Raw genomic sequence first — 22,219 nt, forward strand, 5'->3', positions numbered from 1 at the left:
CCTTATAGATTTTCCTGAATAAATGCCTGATTAAGCTGTTGGTACATTCCCCGGCTCACCGGAACCTCGATCTCGCCTGTAAGAACACAGCTCTGCCTGCCAATCCGGCTCACCTTCGATAAATTTACAGCAGTACTTCTATGACATTTCACAAAAGGAGGAATGCCCCCGTCCTTTGTATCTCTGTTCAGATGATTTAAAACTTCCCCGAAACTCTCTTTGACTGTCAACTGTCTGTCCTTGCAATACACTGTGGTGTAGTGACCATCCACTGCAACATACAAAATCTGCCCCTGCTCCACCTTGATATTCTCCCCTGCCACTTCCAAAAAAACATATGGCTCTTCTCTGTCTGCAAGTTCTGTCACAAGTATGTCCAACATTTCATACAGCTTCTGTTCCCTTACTGGTTTCATCATATATCTCCAGGCTTCAATCTCATAGCCATCAAATACATGACTTGGATCTGATGTCAAAAAAACAATGCGAATATTCATATCCGTTTTCCGAATCTGTTTTGCAAGTGTGAATCCATCCATCCCGATCATCGAAATATCAAGAAGAAGCAGATCATAGGGTACGAGTTCTTCTCCATCCAACTCAAATAGAAATTGTTCTGCACTGGAAAATACATCGACGATACACTTCTGCCCGCGCTCCTTTGCCCAGCTTTTTATCATATCCTCTGTCAGCACCGCCTGCGCGCGCTCATCCTCACGATATGCAATCCGCACTGTCTTCTCTCCCCTTATTCTTTCTGTCTGATGCTCTGCCTTTCCGGTCAGAATTTTACAGACTCCTCTTGCCGTTCTTGCATCTAACTTCTTATTTCTCCGTCTCTGCCTCTACAAACTTCGCATGATCAGCAACCCATGTCATAGCTGTATCTAAGAGAATGCTCTCTTTTAACTTCTCTTCTCCGTCCTCACCATTTGCCTCAATAAATGCATCTCCGTTTTCGTATCCGTAGGACTGTGCATATTCGTCATATTTTTCCTTATACGCTTTGTCGGAAAGCTCTAATTTTTCTTTCTCGGCGATCAGCTTGCTTGCATACTTGCTCTTCAACTGATCTTTTGCCTGCTTTTCCATCTTCTCTACAAACTGATCTTCTGTGATTCCAGATTGTTCCAGGAATTCCTCAAATGTAACTTGGTAGTACATCTCTGCAAGCTGTGTATACTGCTCTTTCATCAGATCTACGCTCTCATTGATATCCTCTTTAAACTCTTTTTTCAGCTCTGTGTTTTTGACTACTTCTGTCCATGCACTGTTTTTGTTCTGAGACTCTACCGTCTTTTTATTAGATGTCTCCAGATCTTTTTTTACTTGTTTTTTGTACTCGTCAACGGTCTTTGCCTTGTCAGAAATTTTCTGTACAAATTCATCGTTCAGCTCTGGCAGGATCTCCTCTGTAATGGAATTGATCGTTACGGTAAACACTGCATCTTTCCCCGCGATTTCCGCTGGATAATTCTCCGGCAATGTAAGAGAAATATCAAATGTCTCATTCAGCTTATGCCCTTCCATTCCTTCTGAAAATCCTTCCACAAATCCTTCGCCTCCGACTTCTACCGTAAGGTCTCCCTGATCAAATGTCTCCCCATCTGCTTTTCCAACGTAAGAAACTTCCAGAGAATCTCCTTTCTTTGTCGCCCGGTCTGTCACCTCTTTATGTTCAGCTTCCGCTTCCAATGTGCTCTGGATGCTGTTTTCTACATCTTTATCTGTCACCTTCGCCAGTTCCAGTCCTTCTACTTTAATCCCTTTATACTCACTGATCTTTACATTATCGTCCTCAATGGATTTCTGACATCCTGCCAGTGTTACTGTCATACACACTCCGAGAAGAAGCGCCGCTAATTTCTTTTTCATCTTCCTACCTCATTATTCTTTCATTTTCCAGCTGTCATCTCACATTTTGACTGCTCTTTCAGTTATATCACACTTCCAAACAGAAAGAAAGGTGTTTTGCCAGATTTCACACTTCTTTTAGAATCCTCTTTCTTCTTATAAAAGTGGGGACAGCAGGCGGGAAAACTGCTCTTTTCCACGGATGAGAAGACTCCGCTCTTCGTAAAGACGTTTTGTCACCAACGTAGAATTTAGAATATCCTGTTCAAAAGCTTCCTCCAGTTTTTTTGTCGTCTCCTCACTGTAGATCACGGCATTGACTTCAAAGTTCAGTTCAAAACTCCGAATGTCCATATTGGCTGTCCCAAAACAGCTTACAAGGCCATCGACCGTCAGTCCTTTGACATGGAGAAAGCCGTTGTTATACACATAGCATTTTGCCCCAGCCTCGATCATATCCCCAAGGTACGAATACGATGCCCAGTAAACAAACGGATGATCCGGTTTACACGGAATCATGATTCGCACATCTACTCCCGATTTCGCCGCAATCCGAAGCGCTTCCAAAATGCAGTCGTCCGGCACGAAGTATGGCGTCTGCAAATAAATATGATGGCGCGCCTTATGGATCAGCCTCATATAGTTGTCACGGATCTCTTCACTTTTGGAATCCGGTCCACTGGAAATAATCTGTACCGGCTCTCTTCCATTTCTTACGTACTCTGGAATTTCAAACAACTCATCCCGCAAAAACAGATTGTCTCTGGCCGCATAGTTCCAGTCCATCACAAAGCGCACCGCAAGGGAAGTAACCGCTGATCCTTCGATGCAAAGATGGGTATCTCTCCAGTATCCGAATTTTTCGCTCAATCCAATATATTCTTTTCCTATATTGAATCCTCCGACAAACCCAACTCTTCCATCGATGACCGCAATCTTCCTATGATTCCGATAATTGACACGCAAATGTAGCTTCCCAAGCAGCGCCGGAAAAAACTCTGCCGTCTGAATTCCATTTGCATTCAGCTCCTCCCAGTCTTTTTTCTTCATATCACGACATCCCATACTGTCAAACAGGATGCGTACTTCCACGCCTTCCTTGGCCTTTTTGATCAGTTCTCTGCTGATCGCCTGCCACAGCTCATCCTTTCGGATAATATAATATTGCAGATGGATATATGTCTTTGCGGCGCGGATTTCTCGTATCAGAGCCGCGAATTTCTCTCTGCCGTCCGTATAAATCTGTACATCATTATTCCCTGTCAACACCGCACTGGCCGCTTCCAGATTGTAATAGATCAGATTCTCAAATCGTTCCATCTTTGGATTAGACAGACGAAACTGCTTCCGACGGATACTCTTCTCCTGCCGTCTGACTGCATAATTTACTTCTCCTTCAATTTCCTTCATTTTAAACATTCTGCTCTTTCGGAAATCTTGTCCGATCAGCAGATACAATACAAATCCAACAATTGGTATAAAATATAGTACGAGCAGCCATGTCCAGACAGTCTGCGGCTTTCTTCTCTGAAAGAAGATAATCACAAACGAAAGAAGAATATTGATCAAAACAAGATGCTCCATCATCCAGCCAGTTCCTGTACAAAGATCATTCCAAATATTTCCTAACATTCCCTCACCTCACTTTTGTATTTTTCACCTTTTTCTCATTCCCTATTATACTCATTTTTCCACAGAAAAGTAAGGTGCAGCGCTCAAATCGCTTGCACTTCCTAAGAAACAATGCTACAATACTATTTGTCTAAAAATGTATTTTTACTATATACTAGGAGGTCTATCGTGAGTTTACCAGTAATTATATTACTTATCGTTTTAGCCGTACTGATCATCGGCACGATCGTATTGTACTTCTTGGGAAAAAAAGCGGAAAAGAAACAGGCAGAACAACAGCAGCAGTTAGATGCTATGGCTCAAAATGTAACGATGCTTATCATTGATAAGAAGCATATGAAACTAAAAGAAGCCGGTTTTCCTGCCATCGTACTGGAGAGTACACCGAAATATTTGCGCAGAGCCAAAGTTCCGGTTGTAAAAGCAAAGATCGGTCCAAAAGTAATGACTCTGATGTGCGACGAGAAAATTTTCCCATTGATCCCGGTCAAAAAGGAAGTCAAAGCAGTTCTCAGCGGTATCTATATCACAGATGTCAAAGGACTTCGCGGGAAATTAGAAATGCCTGAAAAGAAAAAAGGCTTCTTCGCAAGATTCAAAAAGAACAAAGACGAACAAAACGATAACAAAAAGAGTAAAGAATCTACAAAGAAAAATAAATAATCTAATACATTCCTACAGGAAGATAACTTTCATGGAAATGTCTGGAGATTACAGAAACCTCCAAAATGATGCCAGTTAATACACATCATTTTGGAGGTTTCCTTTACTCTTCCCTCAGATTTTCAACACTTTCCTTTCTCATTCTTCTTTAGAAGTCCATATTTTTTGTAATCTGAAAGTCTCCTGCATCTTTGGACTTTACATTGATCCGAATCTGACAGTCTGCCAATGGCTCATGATTGACATCCAATATATATCCGACCTTTACATTGATGTTATCCTCTGACACTTCCACTTCCATTTCTTTTGTATGGATACCGATCAGAAGCTGTCCATACGGTGTCTGGTAGTATGTGAGGTTCTTTTTATTCTTCTCAAATACCATGTGCACATTTGATACACCGCTCTTCATCACTTCCAAAGTGTCCTCTCCGGTAATCTTTATTCGATTTTTTGTAATGCCCGGTATGCCCTCTGTAACTTCATCGAATAAAATGTAATGTTTTCCATTTTTGAGGAAATAGTTAGCAGGAGCAACGACTTCAATAGGTTCATACTCTTTCTCCTCCTCCAGTGCGTCCATCTGCAGTCCCGAAATACTTATTAATACGTCTTTTGTCATACTCTCACCTGTACTTTTTGTCTGTCATCTCTCATATTGTTGCATTCTAATATTCTTCAATATTGATCTGCTTTGTCGTCTCAATATCATACGGCAAAATAGAATTGGCAAACTGCTTGAACTTATCTGCCGCATCACTGACATAGAAGGAATACTCTCCATGTTCTTCCTGGTCATTCACCGGAGTGTCTCTGAGCATCTCTTCTTCCTCCAGAAGCCGCTTAAGATCCATTGCAGTCTCATATGCCGGATTCACAAGATGAATCTTTTCTCCCATATATTCCCGGATCGTTGAGCGCAAGAGTGGGTAATGTGTGCAGCCAAGAATCAGTGTATCGATATCAGATTCTCTCATATCTGACAGATAGATATCAATGACTTCCCGGGTAATCTTGTGTTTTGCAAATCCTTCTTCCACAAGCGGCACAAACAGGGGACATGCTCTTCCGGATACACTGATCTGAGGGTCTTCTGCCTGTATCAGTTTTTTATAAATCTCACTTTTTACCGTCGCCTCTGTACCGATCACTCCGATTTTTTTATTGATCGTCTCTTCCCTTGCCGCCCTCGCTCCCGGTGCAACAACACCGATGATCGGGATCTTAAATTCTTTCCGCACCGCATCCAGAGCAAGCGCACTCGCTGTATTGCAGGCAATCACAATCGCCTTCACTTCCTTCGTCAGCAGGAAGCGGATAATCTGACGGGAATAGCGGATAATTGTAGTTTCCGACTTGCTTCCATAAGGTACTCTTGCAGTATCTCCGAAATACACAATACTCTCATTAGGAAGCTGCCGCATAATCTCCCTTGCCACTGTAAGTCCTCCGACTCCGGAGTCAAATACGCCGATCGGCATATCTTTCTTATTCTCTATCTTCACAACATTTCTCCTTCTATCTGCCATATCTGTTCTCTATTGTACCCGCTTATCAGGCAGATTTCAAGGGCATGTTCCCTTTACTCAAAATCCCGGTCCAATGAGAAGCAAAAAAAGAACATTTTCAATCATCCCCCGTCACTGGATGCCCGTCCGAATTGAAAATGTTCTTTCTTCCTTTGTCAGTCAGAGAAAGCCATCTACTCTGCCGTCCTCACAGACAGATTGTTTCTCTTATAAAATCACTAAATTGCCAGTTTTTTCGCAACCTCAAGCTGATACTCTGGAAGTTTCTTTTCCATGTTCAGCGCTTCATCAATATCCACATCAATATATTCACCATGCTTGTATCCTACCACACGGTTCGTCTTTCCTTCGCAGAGAAGTTCTACTGCCTTTGCACCCATAATGGAAGCATACACTCTGTCCTTTGCTGTCGGGCTTCCACCGCGCTGCATGTGTCCAAGGATCGTCGCTCTTGTCTCCATTCCAGTTGCTTCTTCGATTCTCTTTGCCATGTTGATGGAATCTCCGACACCTTCTGCATTGATGATAATATAATGTTTCTTTCCACGGTCTCTGTTATCAATAATTCTCTTGATAATTTCTGACTCATCGTAATTGTGCTCTTCTGGAAGAAGGATCTCCTCTGCACCGTTGGCGATTCCACACCACAATGCCAGATACCCTGCATCTCTTCCCATAACCTCTACAATACTGCAGCGCTGATGAGAAGTCGAAGTATCACGCACTTTATCAATTGCTTCCATTGCGGTATTCACCGCTGTATCAAAACCGATCGTATACTCTGTACAATCAATATCCAAATCGATTGTTCCCGGGATTCCGATTGTATTGATTCCGAGCTTTGCAAGCTTCTGTGCTCCGGCAAAAGAACCGTCTCCACCAATGACAACAAGCCCTTCAATTCCGTATTTCTTACAGATTGCAGCAGCCTTCTGCTGTCCTTCTTCTGTACGCATTTCCTTACATCTGGCAGTCTGGAGAATCGTACCTCCGCGCTGAATTGTATCAGATACGTCTCTTGCTGAAAGATCGATGATCTCCTCTTCCATCAGTCCCTGATATCCTCTTCTGATCCCTCTTACTCTAAGTCCTTTCCCCAAAGCTGTTCTGACTACGGAACGGATTGCCGCATTCATTCCCGGAGCATCTCCACCACTTGTCAGGACACCGATTGTGCGTATACGCTTTGCCATGATATTACCTCCATTTACCTATACCTAAATATTATTATTATTTATATATTTTGTGATTATTTTAACATACTTAAAATTTGTTTTCAATGCATTTTTCGACAACTTTCACACGTTCTTCCCCATAATAATTTGTCAGTCTGCTCAAAATATTCGGTTCAATCCCAATGTTCCAGTTACGCGGAAGACGTTTTACCGCTTTCTCTGCCTTACAATAAATTACAACTGTGTCATCTCCTTCAGAATCCTGGAGCATGCCCATCAAAAGCTTTTCTTCCGCAAGATAACTATTTTTGTCTGCAAACTGAATCCAGAGTTCTCTCTTTACTTGATGAAATGGGATGATTTTCTCACAAATCAGTTTGCTAGGACGGTCATCTTCCTCAGAAACTCTTCCTTTGACAAACACCTTCTTATCTTCTTCCAAGTATTGTCTGTTCGCCTCATAATCTCTCGGGAACACGACAACTTCCACCGTTCCGAGCAGATCTTCCACGGTAATAAATGCCATCATTTGATTTGTCTTCGTATGCTTGATCGTCTTCCCAACGATCATGCCCCCGATGATTTCTTTCGCACCGTCATGCACCTTTGTCCGGTTTGTCTCCTCATCAAGCTGAAAGTCCAGTGTAGTTGCCGACACACTTTTCTTCCACTGCTCTTCATAGGCATCTAATGGATGCCCGCTGATATAAACACCAAGCACCTCCTTCTCAAATGCAAGAAGCGTCTCTTTTTCATATTCCCCAACATCTGGGAGCTGGATCTCAAATTCTTTCTTCTGATCTTCGTCGACAAAATCAAACAGTGACATCTGCCCGCTCATCGAAAATTTCTTTTCCTGATTGACATTGTCTACAATCTGAATATAGATCATCATAAACTGCTTTCTTGTCCCGCCAAGATTGTCTAGCGCCCCTGCTTTGATAAAGTTTTCAATACTTCTTTTATTTAACATTTCTTTTAAGGAAATACGTTCAATAAAATCTTTCAGTCCCCGGTACAATCCATTTTCTTCCCGTTCACTTACAATTGCTTCAATGACCGGCTTCCCGATACTTTTGATCGCCGCCAGTCCATAGCGGATATTCCCCTCATCTACCGAGAATCCACTGACTCCGCGGTTGATATCCGGCGGAAGGATTTTGATGCCCATCTGCCTTGCCGCATAAATATATTCTGATACCTTTGTCGGATTTTCAATCACAGATGTCATCAGCGCTGCCATAAACTCAATGGGATAGTAATATTTCAAATAGGCTGTCTGATAAGAAACAACTGCATATGCTGCGGCATGAGATTTATTGAACGCATATTTTGCAAAATCAATCATTTCATCATAAATCTTATTCGCTGTCTTTTCATCAATTCCATTGTTCAGACATCCCGGAACTCCTTCATCAATATTGCCATAAACAAAACTCTGGCGCTCCCTCTCCATGACATCCGCCTTTTTCTTTGACATCGCCCTTCGCAAAAGGTCACTTCGTCCAAGTGTATATCCGGCAAGATCACGCACAATCTGCATAACCTGTTCCTGGTAAACGATACATCCATATGTCGGTGCAAGGATTGGCTCCAGCTGTGGGCAATCATAGGTGATAGATCCTTTGTCATTCTTTCCTTTGATGTACTGTGGAATGAAATCCATCGGCCCCGGCCGGTACAGCGAAATACCGGCAATGATATCTTCCAGACTCTGCGGCTTTAACTCTTTCATAAAGTTTTTCATTCCGGCGCTCTCCAACTGAAATACACCGTCAGTCTTCCCGGTTCCGATGGAATCCAATACCAGTTTGTCGTTGTAGTCAATCTCCCCCATATCCAACTTGACTCCAGTCGCCTGCTCCACCAGGTTGACGGCATTCTGAATTACGGTCAGAGTTCTCAAGCCCAGGAAATCCATTTTCAAAAGACCAAGTTCTTCCAGTGTCGTCATCGTAAACTGTGTCGTGATCGAACCGTCCGATGCTCTGGAAAGCGGCACATATTCGTCTACCGACTTCTGACTGATCACGACTCCGGCAGCATGCATCGACGTATGCCGTGGAAGCCCTTCGAGACGTTTGGACATGTCGATCAAATATTTTACTTGTTCGTCTGTCTCATACATTTTCCGGAACTCCGGATTCATTTTCAATGCTTTATCAATCGTGATATTTAGCTCTGTCGGAATCATCTTTGCGATCGTATCGACAAATGCATACGGCAGATCCATCACACGTCCTACATCGCGGATCACACCTCTTGCCGCCATTGTACCGAATGTTACAATCTGCACAACACGGTCTTTCCCATATTTTCTCACAACATAATCGATGACTTCCTGACGCCGTTCAAAACAAAAATCAATATCGATATCCGGCATGGACACACGCTCAGGATTTAAGAAACGTTCAAACAGAAGCTGATAGCGGATCGGATCAATATTCGTGATCCCAAGACAGTACGAGACAATACTTCCCGCCGCCGAACCTCGCCCCGGCCCTACACTGATATCATTGTCCCTCGCATATTTGATGAAATCCCATACGATCAGGAAGTAATCCACATATCCCATATTTTTGATCGTACTCAATTCATAGGAAAGACGTTCTTTTAATTCTTCTCCCGGATTTGGATACCGGCGTTCTAACCCTTCAAAACAGAGTTGATTCAGATATTCCCATGAAGTCATTCCCCCTGGCACATCGTATTTTGGAAGTTTCGTCACTCCAAATTCAATCTCCACATGACATCTATCTGCAATCTTCTGCGTATTTTCCAGCGCCTGCCTTGCATATGGGAATAATTCGATCATCTCCTGCTCTGACTTGACATAATACTGTCCGCCTGCATAGCGCATCCGGTTTTCATCTGTCAGCTTTTTCCCGGTCTGAATACACAGCAGAATGTCATGCGGTTTCTCATCCTCCGCATAAGTATAGTGGACGTCATTGGTCGCCACAAGCTCGATCCCGGTCTCTGCCGCCAGCCGAATCAGACGCTGATTGACATCTGCCTGCTCGGTCAGCCCATGATCCTGAAGCTCCAGAAAGAAATTCCCCTTTCCGAAAATAGATTCATATCTCAGTGCTGCCTGTTTCGCTTCCTCGAACATTCCCCGAAGAAGATTTTTCTGTACTTCCCCTGCAAGACAAGCACTCAGTGCAATGATTCCTTCATGGTACTCTTCTAACAATTCGATATCAATTCTTGGCTTGTAATAATATCCTTCCACAAACCCTTTGGAAACAATCTTCATCAGATTCTGATATCCCTGATTATTTTCTGCCAACAATACCAGATGGTAATAGCGGTCCTCCCCGCCATTGATCTCATGGTCAAAACGTGACCCGGGAGCCACATACACCTCACAGCCAAGAATGGGATTGATGCCTGCAGCCTTAGCCGCCCGGTAAAAATCAATCACACCGAACATGACACCATGATCGGTGATCGCAGCACTGTTCATCCCCAGCTCTTTTACCCTGGCAACGTACTCTTTGATTTTATTTGATCCATCCAGAAGACTGTACTCTGTATGGACATGCAAATGTGCAAAACTCATAGATGTTGCTGATTTCCTCCTTTTCTTCTCTTCCTGCCAATATCCGAAGCAGTGAAAATACCATTTCCTTCTGAATCGGTCCGACAGATTTTTATTACTCAAATATTTATTACAATGATTCTAAAATCTACGAATTCAGTATATCATCATTGAAACTCGCCGTCATTCCTTTTCTAATAGAAAAATCCTGCCCCTCAAAATGAAGAGCAGGATTTTCCTCCCAAAACCTTTTCAATTTCTTCTCGTTCCGGCATCACTCGCAGAGCGCCTTTTTTCGTCGTGATCAATGCAGCTGCTGCATTGGCAAACTGTAGCATTTCCCTTACCCTTTCTTTGTCTTGCTTCTGTATACCATATCTTAATATGTAGTCCAGAAGGCAAGCGCAAAATGTATCTCCCGCTCCAGTTGTATCGATTGTGTCCTCCATCAAAAAGGCTTCTGCTTCTACAATCTCACTGCCAAAAAATGCTTTGCTTCCCTGATTTCCCATCGTTGCACAGACAAAAGGAATCTGATATTTCTCTATCAGTTTCTGTACTCCGCGATCAATGTCTGTTTCTCCTGTCATAAATGTGATCTCATTGTCAGAGATTTTTAACACATCGCACTGACTCATCCCAAATGCAATCTTTTCTTTTGCCTCATCTAAATGATTCCAAAGTGCCGGACGCAAATTAGGATCAAAAGAGATTATCGCACCATTTTGTTTTGCTGTCCAAATGGCATATTTTGTCGCTTCTTCTGCCTCGGACGATGTCATAGAAAGGCTTCCAAAATGAAAAAGTTTTGTCTCTTTTAAAAGTGCTTCCCCAACTTCTTCTTTTCGAAGCATCATATCCGCACCGGGATTCCGATAAAACGAAAACGTACGCTCTCCATCTGCTGCATTATGTACAAAAGCCAATGTCGTTGGGATTTTCTCATCATAGCAGATTCCCTCTGCGGAAATTCCCTGTTCTTTTACTACCGACACCAACATTTCTCCAAAAGAGTCTTTCCCTACTTTTCCAATAAATGCGGTATTTCTCCCCAGTTTCTGAAGCATTGCAAGTACATTGCATGGCGCTCCTCCAGGATTTGCCTCATAAATCTGATTACCCTGACCGCTGATTCCTGCACTGGTAAAATCTACCAGAAGTTCTCCTAATGCTACTACATCCATTGCCTTCCTCCTGCTCTTTAAATCAGTTCATGTTTTTCCACGTTGATTTTTACTGTTCCATCACAACAAAATACAATCTCTTCTGCTTCCATCGGCGTACAGATTGCTGTGGTAGACACTTGCTCCCCATCGTTAATAAATAATTCAATAGACTGTCTGTCCATAATAAAACGAAGTTTTAAAGGTTCTTTTTGTTCTGGAAGTTTCCACGCACGCTGACATACGATGTCCCTTGTCACACCGCAGTATGTTCGGTTCACTTCCATTATCTGTTTTTTTCTATAATAAGTATAACTGGTCGTATATTCTTGATTGTGTGCCAGTTCGATGCAAAATTCATCGAAGACTCCTTCGCAGATTTCCACTGTCAGATCCAAAATCCGCCCTTTCACTTCATCAAATTGCACCGTACCAGATACTTCCTGATTCTCCAAACGACAGGAATTTTTCCGGTAGTTTTTCAATTCTTCTACCGGTTTCTGATATAACTTTCCATTTACATAATGTAATTCTCTTGGAAGTGTCATCATTCCCTGCCATTTTTGTTCTTCCGGAATTACGCAGGCATCCCAGGATTTCATCCACGCAATCAGGATTCTTCTTCCATCCGGCAGTTCTGTCGTCTGCGGTGCATAAAAGTCTAATCCATAATCCAATGTTTTCGGCATCTCTTTTTGGAATGTATGTGTGTTTTCATCGTAATCTCCCACAAAATATACAGAATTATTTCCATTATGAAATTCGTATTTCTGTGCTTTCATATTCTGCGGCGAACAGATTAGAAAATATTTTTCATCCAATGCGAAGAAATCCGGACATTCCCACATGGTCCCCACTTTGCCGTCACTGTTTTCTGCCAGTACAGTTTCAAATTTCCACTCTTCTAAATTTTTACTGGAAAAAAGAACAACCTGTCCTTTTTGTTCTGCATTTTTATTCCCTACGATGAGGTAATAGGTATCCCCTTTTTTCCATACTTTAGGATCACGGAAATCAATCCGGCTACAGTTCTCCGGCATCAGTTCTCCAGTCACTACCGGATTTTTGGAAGATTTCTCATAAGAAATTCCATCTCCATATGCAATGCATTGATTCTGTCGCTCTTCTTCTCTTCCATCTTCCAGCACTTGTCTGCTCACACCAGTGTAGAGAAGCACATGTTTCCCATTTGCTTCCAGAGCGCTTCCTGAAAAACATCCAAATGCATCATAATTTTCATCCGGAGCCAACGCCACAGGAAGAGTTTTCCATGAAATCATATCCTCTGAGACACTGTGTCCCCAGTGCATCGGTCCCCACTCTCGTGTATAAGGATGATACTGATAAAACAGATGAATTTTCCCATCATAAAATGAAAATCCATTTGGGTCATTCATCCAGCCAATCGGTGGTGTGATATGAAACACCGGTTTTTCTTCGAAAGAAATCTCCTTCTGTTTATTTTTTTCATATTCTCGCGCTTTTTCTAATTTTTCACTCACGCTTTGCTCACCTGTCTTTCTATTCATTCTTTAAGGATTCCTGATATTGATCAAAATATTTCTGTTTGATTTTTAAATAATCGGATAGTCCATACTGCTCCATTTTTTTCAGATAACTATCCCATTCTTCTTCAATTCCGCCATTTAAAATCCAGTCTGCTTTTTTCTGTTCTGCATACTTCTTGATGTCAGTATCGTACTGAGATACTTTATTCGTATCTGCAATGCTCATAAATACATTTGGGTATACATACTTGCTGTTCATGTCCTCCAAGTATACTTCATGCATATTATCGAGACGCCATTTTGCATCCGTAGGCTGTGTCACATAAGTATCATAATACTCATTTAATATTGCCAGTGGTCCATTGACCGACTGTGCCTCTCGGACTTCTACCGGAGACTGCTCTCCAAGGTCCATATGCTTTAACATTTTTTCGCCTTGTGCATTCTCACTCATCTCAAAAATATTAAAGGAATCTTTTTCCCCATAGGTTCCCCAGTTATTCTGCGGAGACTGTAACGGAGCATACATCTGATCGATCCAAGCAGCCGCCAGTGCAGTATTCCGGCAACTTGTTGTCAGTACACAGCGCCCTCTGTCAAACCCGCTCGTTTCACTGTTATTCTGTCTTGTAATGTTTACCAGTCCTTCTGGGCCTGCGAGCGCTGGCAGCATAACATAGTCTTCATAATTATCAATATTAGAAATATCCCATGTGAAGCAAAGCCCATACCGATGGCTCTTTCCTTTCGCTACATAAGTAGACCACTCTTGTGTGAAAGCTTCCGGATCGACCAAATCCTGCTCTACCAGTCCATGAAGCCATTGAACGCCTTCTTTATATCCTTCCTGCACAGTAGTATAGATCACTTTTCCTTCATCTGTCACCGCAAAATGATCCCCCGTGTCCCCATAGCCTTCTCCGAATCCATTGATTAAGATTCCTGGATCCTGATCTCCATTATTGATGATAAAAGACATTGGGATAACCTCTCCCTCTATTTCAAATTCGCTTTCCAAAAGATCTGCATTATCCCGAAAAGCGATCAGTACCTGTTCTAGTTCTTTTGTCGTATCTGGTACTTCCAGTCCTAAAAAATCCAGCCACTTTTTATTGATATAAGGAATGTTGCCAATTGCCTGAATCGCTTCTTTTCCCTCTCCAAGCTGTTCAATCCACGGAAAGGAATAAATATGTCCATCCGGAGCTGTGCACATTGTTCTGTATTCCGGATACTGTTCAAATACCGCCTGCAAATTAGGCATGTATTTGTCAATCAACTCCTCCAGAGGAATAATGATTCCTTGTTTTGCATAGCGTAAAAGATCATAATCATTCATCCCCGCATTGAAAAGCCCGTCCGGAAGATTTCCAAATTGAGCCAATGCAAGATTTTTCTTATCTGCAAACTGATCTGCCACAAAACAGGTCCAGTCAATATGTACGTTCGTCTGTTTCTCCAGTCTTTTGAAGATCTCTCTTTGATTTGGATCTTGTGTAGAAGTTGCCGGCGCATTGGTAATAAATGACAGTTCCGCTTTTTCTTTTAATGGAAATGCTACTTCTTCCACTGGTGTATCCGGATTGATCTCTGCTTCCATCTTCTTTCCGTCTCCGCATCCCACAACAGAACATGCAAGCACCAAAGATAATCCTGCTGCAATTACGGTATTCTTCTTTCTTCTCATGCTGCTGCCTCCTAACCTTTCACTGAACCAACCATAATACCCTGATCAAAATATTTTTGGAAAAATGGGTACATGATCAATAATGGTAAACTTGATACAACGATTGTGGCATATTTCAATAATTCTGCCACTTTCGCCATCTCTGCCGTACTTTGGATATCCGCGATCATTCCCGGCTGCGGCGTATTCTGCACTAAAATAGACCGAAGCACAAGCTGCAATGGCTGCAGATCCGCATCATTTAAGTAAATCAATGCATCAAAATAGCTATTCCACATTCCCACAAAAGACCACAATGCCAAAACAGCGATGATCGGCTTGCAGACTGGAATCATGATTTTAAAGAAATGCTGAAGCTCGCTTGCCCCATCCAGCGCAGATGCTTCCCGCAACTCTTTCGGTATTGATTGATAGTAAGTTCTTGCAAGAATCATATTCCAAACATTAAATGCCCCCGGAATCAAAATCGCCCAAATCGTATTCACCAGATGTAACTGATTGATCAAAATAAAAGTCGGAATCAATCCTCCTCCAAAAAACATGGTAATGATGAAAATCACATTAAAAAATCCTCTTCCGACAAAATCTTTTTTTGACATCGGATACGCAGCTAACAATGTGATAAACACCGAAATGACTGTAAATGCTGTGGAATAGAAAAAGGAATTGAAAAATCCTCTCCAGATCATCTCATTTTCCAATACTCTCCGATAGGCATCTAAGGTCCATTTCTTAAAATCAAAGCTGATTCCCTGACTGTTCAATACATTTGGATCCATAAAAGAAGCTGCTACAACATATACAAGCGGAATGATAATCGCAAGTACAAATAAACCTAACGCGAAATATCCAACTCCCAAGATCAGTCTATCTGACATTCCCAGTTTTCTTTTTCTTCCTGTTGCCTTCATTTTTGCACCTCCTATAATCCTTCTCCATCATTAAGCTTCTTCACGATCAGATTTACTGCAATCAATAAAATAACATTGATAACCGAGTTGAACAGACCGACCGCTGTTGAATATCCGTAATCGCCATTCAACAGACCAATTCGATAAACATATGTTGATAAAATTTCTGATGCCGGAAGATTCATCGAAGTCTGTAATGCGTATGCCTTTTCAAATCCAATGCTCATAATATTTCCTGCCTGCAAAATAAACTGAATGACAATAATATTTTTGATGGCCGGAAGTTCTACATAACGAATCTGCTGAAAAATATTTGCACCATCTACGATTGCCGCCTCTTCTAAATCCTTACTTGCGTTGGAAAGCGCTGCCGTATACATGATCGAAGCCCATCCAGCTCCCTGCCAGATTCCACTGGCGATATAAATGGTGCGAAATGCCTCTGGCATTGCCATCCAGTTTGTATTGATTCCAAGCACCTGATTGATCGGACCTACCGGTGACAAAAACATTCTAACCATACCACAGAGAACGATTACTGAAATGAAATTTGGCGCATAAATCAATAATTGAATATTCTTCCGCAGTCCAACCTTTCGAATCCGATTTAGCAACAGTGCTAAAATAATCGGTACTGGGAATCCCCATAAAAGCCCATATGCACTCAGTTTCAATGTGTTCAGCAAATAATTCATAAAATCTGGTGAAGACAGGAATCTCTTAAAATACTCCAGACCTACCCACTCACTTCCAAAAATTCCTTTGATGACATTGTAATCCTCAAATGCGATCAGTACTCCACTCATTGGGATATACTTAAAAATAATCGTCAAAAGAAGAGCTGGCATTAAAAAAATCACATACAACTGCCAGTTCTTTCTGACATACGCCAGCTTCTGCCTCATTGTCTGCTTTGCAGAAACTGTTTTCTTTCTCGCAAACGTCCTCATGCTTTGTTCCTCCATTTTCTTTTCCTCTTTTATAAACCGGTTCCGCAACCGGTAAAGTAACCGGTTACTTTTGATTTCATACTACAATAAAATTACTCCTCTGTCAACATTTTTTCCAAAAAATCACTCTCTTTTCTCCCACTCTAAATAACCGGTCACTTTACCAGTTATTTTTAAATTGCTTTTTACAGTTGTTCTTGCTATACTAATGTTAATTTATAGAAAGAGGCGTTTTATTATGAGAAAAAAGAAAGTCACCTTTGCTGACATTGCAAAATATACCGGATTCTCCAAGACAACTATCTCCAGATATTTTAATGATCCGGATTCCCTGACTCTGGAAAATCAGGAAAAAATTGCAAAAGCACTGGACGAGCTTGATTATCAGGAAAACAAACTCGCAAAAGTTCTCGCAAATGGAAAGAGTGAATTTGTCGGCATCATTATCCCGAACCTTTATCTACACTATTATTCTGAGATGTTGAATCAGCTTTTATCCAGCTACACAGACTACCGTTACAAATTTCTTGTATTTGTAAGCAGCGACCAGAAAGAACTGGAACAACAATATTTAGATGAGCTGATGGCATATAAGATTGAGGGATTGATTGTCTTAAGCCACACGTTTCCTTCAGAAAAACTGGCCTCCTATCATATTCCGATCGTTGCTATCGAGCGGGAAGCAGAACATATCTGCAGCGTCAACACTGACAATTATATGGGAGCCGTACAGGCAGCCACTCTCCTGATTCGGAATCAGTGTGAAATCCTCATTCACGTCAATGTTCCGGTTCCTAAGCAGGTTCCCGCTTACAATCGTATCCGTGGTTTTGAAGATACCTGCATCGAACACCATGTTCCTTATGAACTGATGCTGCAAGATCTTGGTTCCACTTATGAGACAACTTACGAAGCAATCAAAAAAGTCTTTGTCAAAATTGACAATGCTTATCCAGGAAAGAAAAAAGGTGTTTTTCTCGCCAATGATACCTATGCAAATATTTTTCTAAACCTAGTTTTTCAAAAATATGGAACATTACCAGAAGAATATCAGATCATGGGATTTGACAATTCCCCTATTGCGAACGAGGCAATCATCCCTATTTCCACTATCGGACAACAGATCGATCAAATTTCCAAAACAGCTATGGAACTTCTGATGCTCCAAATGAACGAGATGAAGAAACGGCAGCCCGTTCCTTTAAGCGAACCGATTCACAAGCAGATTACTCCTGTTTTGATCCGCCGGAATACTACGGATTAAATGCGGTCAAAAAATCCCCTTTGCACAGAAAAGAAAACACTCAAAAAGGAACTGTAATACTATTTTCTTAGTACAACAGTTCCTTTTATTTCAGAGTATTTTACCTATATCAAATCATTTCTTCTGCCTATTTCATCACAATGGAATCTTCTTTGATCTCAATCTTTCTCTCCTTAAGCAGTCTTCCCACTGCTCTTTTGAATGCATTTTTGCTCATGCCCAGTTCTTTTTTAATCTTTTCTGCGTCTGCTTTATCATTAAACGGCAGCTTTCCATCGCATTTTTTCATAATGCCAAGCACATACTCTGCATCTTTATCCATCTGCGCCGGAATTTTCTCGCGGATGCTTAAATCCAGCTTTCCGTCTTCTTTGACCGCAGTAACTCTTCCAGTCACCTCTGTTCCGACACGGAAATTTTTAAAAACTTCTTTTCTTGGGATCAGCGCAGAATATTTATTATCTACGGCAACAAAGACTCCAAAACGATCACTGGTGTCATAGACAATCCCATGTACCATATCATCTTTCTTATACGGAGAATCTGTGCGAAGAAGACCGTATACTTTCATTGTTGCACAAAGTCTCTGACTTTTGTCAATATAAAGTGTCACAAGACATTTATCTCCTTTTTCCACTTTTGCTGTCTGTTCTTTAAATGGAAGGAACAGATCCTTTTCCAGTCCCCACGACAGAAATGCCCCGAATTTTCCTACATCTGCAACTTCGAGCACTGCCAATTCTCCGACTTTCAATTCCGGCTCATTGGTCGTGGCGATCAGACGGTCGCTGGAATCCTTATACAGAAAGACCTCAATCGGATCTCCCACTTCAATGTCCTCCGGAACCTGCTTTTTCGGAAGGAGCACTCTTTCTTCATCACTTCCCAAATACACTCCAAAATCCACGATTTTTACTACTGTCAATACTTGTTTTTTCCCTAACTGCATCCTAATTTTCTCCTCTTACTTGCACGATCGCATATGGTCTTTCCTTTTCATCTCCAAGCACGATCGTTGTGTTGTCTTGTTCCTCTATCATAGACGGATAAATCATATCTCCGTACACTGCTGATTTTTTGTATTCAACCCTCAGTTCCCTGATCTTAGACGGCGTTCCTATCTCTTCCCAGACATCCAATGCCATCTGCACATACTGGCTATTGTTCACATGGTGATTCGTATCGATCTGATGTCTTCTCACTGGAAATGGCTCGCCCTGCTTTCGTTCTTTTGGCAGAGGGATCTTTCTTCCTGCATATTCCATCGGAAGCGGTTCCTCTGTTCCATATCCTGCGATTTCCTGAGGCTGTGGTCTTACCGGACGCCCTTTTTTCAGATCCATGAATACCCATATGGAATAGGCATAGGCGATTTTACTCCCTTTTGCATCGGTCATCACAAAATTTCTCGTCCCATACAATCCGTCAAATCCGGTCGCGAACGTCTCTACCGTAACTTCCTCACCAAGTTTTGGCCGACGCTCGATCACAATCTGCCAGAAAGACAATACCCATGCTTTCTGATGCTCCTCCATATATTCACATCCGACCCCAAGTTCTTCTGATTGGAAGGTACTGCAGTCTTGAAAATAATTGACAAGATTGGGAATGGTCAGTTTCCTTTCCCCATCGACTTCGCTGTATCTGATCCGTTGTTTCCACTGATATTTCATTTCTCTGCGCCTCTTTTACTTTTCTTTCTCATTGATAAAACTTGTCTCCACGGTGATCACACACTGGTATCTGGAATCTCTCTCCCGGATACATCTGACAAATAAGTCATGCAGCTCCCTCTGCTTTGCCTGATCATATTCATGTGGCACTACCATGTCAAAGATCAGATTGATCTGGTCTTTGCCGTCTACCATTCGGAAATCATGGATACTTGCATCTGCATCCAGCGACTGAAGCACTTCTTCTGCCATCTTTCTCGCTGCAAGTACTGTCTCATCTTTCGTCTCAACGGGATCCATATGAATGACAAGAAAAATGCCAAGCTGCTTGAGCGCATCCCGCTCAATCCGGTCGATCACCTCGTGTGACGTCTCAATGTCTGTGTCGTTAGGAACCTCTGCATGGATGGATGCCATACTTTTCCCAGGTCCGTAATTATGTACGATCAAATCATGGCTCCCTACAATCCCATCATACTGCTCTACAAATTTTGTGATCTGTACATAGACTTCCGGGGAAACCGCTTCTCCGATCAATGGCTCCAGTGTGTCTTTTGCAATGCTGATTCCTGCCCACATCACGACAAGTGACACTCCCAGTCCTACAAATCCATCGATATTAATTCCCGTCACTCCAAAAACAATCAGCGAAAGAATCGTCGCTGAAGTTGTGATCACATCTCCGATCGAGTCGGCCGCTGTCGCCAGCATCACCTGGGAATGGATTCGTTTTCCTAATTTCTTATTGAACATTCCAAGCCACAGCTTGATTCCGACAGAAAGCAATAATATTATAACAGAAATCAACTGAAAGTGCATCTCCTGCGGATGCATGATTTTCTGAATCGCATCTTTCAAAAAGGTAAACCCGACCTCAATGACAAGGAAAGATACTACCAGTGCAGAAATATACTCGATTCTTCCATGCCCAAACGGGTGATCTTTATCTGCGGGCTTACTTGCGATCCGAACTCCTACAAAGCTTATGATGGAAGATCCCGCATCTGACAGGTTGTTAAATGCATCTGCCATAACCGAAATACTTCGCAGAACAAACCCGATACTTATTTTTATCAAGAATAATAACACATTACAAAAGATGCCGACGACACTCGCCAGCATCCCATACCTTGTCCGGACTACGTTGTTTCCTGTCTCCTCATAGTCTTTTACAAATCGTTTTACTAACCAATCGGTCATAAAATCCCTCTCTTCTTTTGCTGTTTTCTATTTGTCATCTTTCTCCGGGAAAAAGAACCATCTCACTTTTACTTTTGCATCAGAAGTTACCAGATCATATTCTTCCTCTGTCAACACTTCCTGAAGCTCTTTCTTTCCATCTTCCGGGACGACTGCATGAACTGCATCAATAAAACAGAGATTTGGATATAGGACACACCACCAGTTATGCCCTTTCGCCTCTCCAATCTCAATACGAAGCGCTTCATATTCCCCTGCCGGAAATGTGACGTCCCCATAAGTTTTCTCCGGAAAATAACTTGTAGTCAATTCCAGATGAACCGGATAGTCATAGGACTCTCCACAGATTACTGCCTGAGCAATATCCCCCAGCTCTCCGAGATGCTCCCCAACCCACTCTCTTGTCTGTGCAAGATCGGTATGCTGCGGCATTTTATATTCCATATAGGCAAGAACCGCTTCCTTGACCTTCATCTTCAATGCTTGATCTTTTTCGCTGTCACTATTTGCCAACACATGGAACCGCAAAACCTCTCCCGCCATATGCTCCTGAAGATTGGACAACTTCTCCTTTGCTGCCGCATGCATCCTGGTTGTCACCACCCCGGTCAATACCCCTGCGATCAATACTGCAAGTATGAAAATCCTGTACTTCGCTTTCTTTGTGATCCCCGACACAACTGTCTTTTCTGTTTCTGCTGCTTGTTCTCTCCCACTCATCACTATGTACCTCCCTTTTTGATATAAGGAGTATGTACCGATGAGCAGTTTTTATTCATTATTCCTATTCTTTTTTCGAGCGGATCGTATGCAGCACAGATTCTACCTGATTCTCAATATGGCGACATACAATCTTTGCAGCTTCTTCCTTGTTGCGCTTTTCAATATTTTCTATAATCTGATCATGCTCTTCTAACAATTTCACATGGGATTCGTCCTTTTTCAAATATTCCACGCGGAAACGGTACATCTGCTCCCGGAGATTATTCAACAGTTGGATCAGACGCTGGTTGTCGGTCGCCATATAGATCACATCATGAAATTTCACATCGGCTTCCGCATATTTTGTCACGTCTTTGCTCTTTAATGTCACTTCAAACTCCTTCGCGGCTGCTTTCAACTCCTCAATCTGCTGTGCAGTCATCTTCTCACAGGCAATCTCTACGGCGAGCTCTTCTAACGCACGTCTGACTTCCAACACATCTTTTAAGCTTTTCTCTGTGATTTCGGCCACTTCCGCCCCTTTTCTTGGGATCATGAGCACAAGTCCCTCCAGCTCCAGCTTGCGGATCGCCTCCCGAATCGGAGTGCGGCTGACTCCCAGCTTATTGGCAAGCTGTATCTCCATCAGGCGCTCTCCCGGCTTTAATTCTCCGCGCAGAATTGCCTGCCGCAGTGTATTGAATACAACATCTCTCAATGGTAAATACTCGTCCATGCTTACTTGAAATTTTGGTTCCATGCTC

19 protein-coding genes are annotated in these 22,219 nt (G+C 42.2%); 2 read left to right on the forward strand and 17 right to left on the reverse strand.

Going from position 1 to position 22,219, the window contains the following annotated elements; all coding sequences use genetic code 11:
• Positions 1 to 2: 2 nt before the first annotated feature.
• From ACGG81_RS12670 to cls, 3 genes are all read right to left on the reverse strand, one after another.
• Complete coding sequence (locus tag ACGG81_RS12670) at positions 3 to 734, reverse strand: LytR/AlgR family response regulator transcription factor (protein ID WP_390108669.1); 732 nt, start codon at positions 732 to 734, stop codon at positions 3 to 5.
• Between the two features lie 91 nt (positions 735 to 825).
• Positions 826 to 1,875, reverse strand: a complete 1,050-nt coding sequence (locus tag ACGG81_RS12675) for a trigger factor (RefSeq protein WP_016439537.1) — start codon at positions 1,873 to 1,875, stop codon at positions 826 to 828.
• A gap of 135 nt (positions 1,876 to 2,010) precedes the next feature.
• A complete protein-coding gene (gene cls / locus ACGG81_RS12680) occupies positions 2,011 to 3,486 on the reverse strand; it encodes a cardiolipin synthase (protein WP_008977052.1) in 1,476 nt (491 codons plus the stop codon).
• 168 nt (positions 3,487 to 3,654) lie between these two features.
• Between cls and ACGG81_RS12685 the strand changes: the two genes are divergently transcribed.
• A complete protein-coding gene (locus ACGG81_RS12685) occupies positions 3,655 to 4,149 on the forward strand; it encodes a hypothetical protein (protein ID WP_008977053.1) in 495 nt (164 codons plus the stop codon).
• 148 nt (positions 4,150 to 4,297) lie between these two features.
• On the opposite strand, the gene ACGG81_RS12690 is transcribed toward ACGG81_RS12685, so the two are convergent.
• The 9 genes from ACGG81_RS12690 to ACGG81_RS12730 form a co-directional block, all read right to left on the reverse strand.
• Complete coding sequence (locus tag ACGG81_RS12690) at positions 4,298 to 4,771, reverse strand: DUF1934 domain-containing protein (protein ID WP_270665674.1); 474 nt, start codon at positions 4,769 to 4,771, stop codon at positions 4,298 to 4,300.
• 46 nt (positions 4,772 to 4,817) lie between these two features.
• Positions 4,818 to 5,654: a glutamate racemase gene (gene murI, locus ACGG81_RS12695; protein WP_009263356.1), complete on the reverse strand. Its 837-nt coding sequence runs from the start codon at positions 5,652 to 5,654 to the stop codon at positions 4,818 to 4,820.
• 242 nt (positions 5,655 to 5,896) lie between these two features.
• Positions 5,897 to 6,871, reverse strand: a complete 975-nt coding sequence (gene pfkA / locus ACGG81_RS12700) for a 6-phosphofructokinase (protein ID WP_009263357.1) — start codon at positions 6,869 to 6,871, stop codon at positions 5,897 to 5,899.
• A 70-nt stretch (positions 6,872 to 6,941) separates the two neighbouring features.
• Positions 6,942 to 10,418 (reverse strand): DNA polymerase III subunit alpha, encoded by a 3,477-nt coding sequence (locus ACGG81_RS12705; RefSeq protein WP_117577941.1) that lies wholly within the window; start codon positions 10,416 to 10,418, stop codon positions 6,942 to 6,944.
• A gap of 194 nt (positions 10,419 to 10,612) precedes the next feature.
• On the reverse strand, positions 10,613 to 11,581 hold the full coding sequence (locus ACGG81_RS12710) for a carbohydrate kinase (RefSeq protein WP_016439536.1): 969 nt from the start codon (positions 11,579 to 11,581) through the stop codon (positions 10,613 to 10,615).
• Between the two features lie 17 nt (positions 11,582 to 11,598).
• A complete protein-coding gene (locus ACGG81_RS12715) occupies positions 11,599 to 13,089 on the reverse strand; it encodes a glycoside hydrolase family 32 protein (RefSeq protein ID WP_390108676.1) in 1,491 nt (496 codons plus the stop codon).
• Positions 13,082 to 14,755, reverse strand: a complete 1,674-nt coding sequence (locus tag ACGG81_RS12720) for an ABC transporter substrate-binding protein (RefSeq protein ID WP_120105615.1) — start codon at positions 14,753 to 14,755, stop codon at positions 13,082 to 13,084. The genes ACGG81_RS12715 and ACGG81_RS12720 overlap by 8 nt, the downstream gene beginning before the upstream one ends.
• Before the next feature lie 11 nt (positions 14,756 to 14,766).
• Positions 14,767 to 15,666 (reverse strand): carbohydrate ABC transporter permease, encoded by a 900-nt coding sequence (locus ACGG81_RS12725; RefSeq protein ID WP_009263361.1) that lies wholly within the window; start codon positions 15,664 to 15,666, stop codon positions 14,767 to 14,769.
• Positions 15,667 to 15,677: 11 nt separating this feature from the next.
• Complete coding sequence (locus ACGG81_RS12730) at positions 15,678 to 16,616, reverse strand: ABC transporter permease (protein WP_009263362.1); 939 nt, start codon at positions 16,614 to 16,616, stop codon at positions 15,678 to 15,680.
• 238 nt (positions 16,617 to 16,854) lie between these two features.
• On the opposite strand from ACGG81_RS12730, the gene ACGG81_RS12735 reads away from it, so the two are divergent.
• Positions 16,855 to 17,880, forward strand: coding sequence for a LacI family DNA-binding transcriptional regulator (locus ACGG81_RS12735; protein ID WP_390108680.1), 1,026 nt, complete (start codon positions 16,855 to 16,857; stop codon positions 17,878 to 17,880).
• Between the two features lie 127 nt (positions 17,881 to 18,007).
• Here the strand turns inward: ACGG81_RS12735 and ACGG81_RS12740 are convergent, their stop codons facing one another.
• The 5 genes from ACGG81_RS12740 to ACGG81_RS12760 form a co-directional block, all read right to left on the reverse strand.
• Positions 18,008 to 18,829, reverse strand: coding sequence for a S1 RNA-binding domain-containing protein (locus ACGG81_RS12740; RefSeq protein ID WP_009263364.1), 822 nt, complete (start codon positions 18,827 to 18,829; stop codon positions 18,008 to 18,010).
• Position 18,830: 1 nt separating this feature from the next.
• Positions 18,831 to 19,553: an acyl-[acyl-carrier-protein] thioesterase gene (locus tag ACGG81_RS12745; RefSeq protein WP_390108683.1), complete on the reverse strand. Its 723-nt coding sequence runs from the start codon at positions 19,551 to 19,553 to the stop codon at positions 18,831 to 18,833.
• 15 nt (positions 19,554 to 19,568) lie between these two features.
• A complete protein-coding gene (locus tag ACGG81_RS12750; RefSeq protein WP_009263366.1) occupies positions 19,569 to 20,753 on the reverse strand; it encodes a cation diffusion facilitator family transporter in 1,185 nt (394 codons plus the stop codon).
• A gap of 27 nt (positions 20,754 to 20,780) precedes the next feature.
• Positions 20,781 to 21,473 (reverse strand): stage II sporulation protein R, encoded by a 693-nt coding sequence (gene spoIIR, locus ACGG81_RS12755; RefSeq protein WP_270457500.1) that lies wholly within the window; start codon positions 21,471 to 21,473, stop codon positions 20,781 to 20,783.
• Between the two features lie 64 nt (positions 21,474 to 21,537).
• Positions 21,538 to 22,215 carry a GntR family transcriptional regulator gene (locus tag ACGG81_RS12760; protein ID WP_008977074.1) on the reverse strand — a complete coding sequence of 226 codons (678 nt, stop codon included), beginning with the start codon at positions 22,213 to 22,215 and terminating at the stop codon, positions 21,538 to 21,540.
• Between the last annotated feature and the right edge of the window lie 4 nt (positions 22,216 to 22,219).

Origin of the sequence: Faecalimonas umbilicata, assembly GCF_042846195.1 — a bacterium.
Classification (GTDB): Bacteria; Bacillota; Clostridia; order Lachnospirales; family Lachnospiraceae; genus Faecalimonas; species Faecalimonas umbilicata.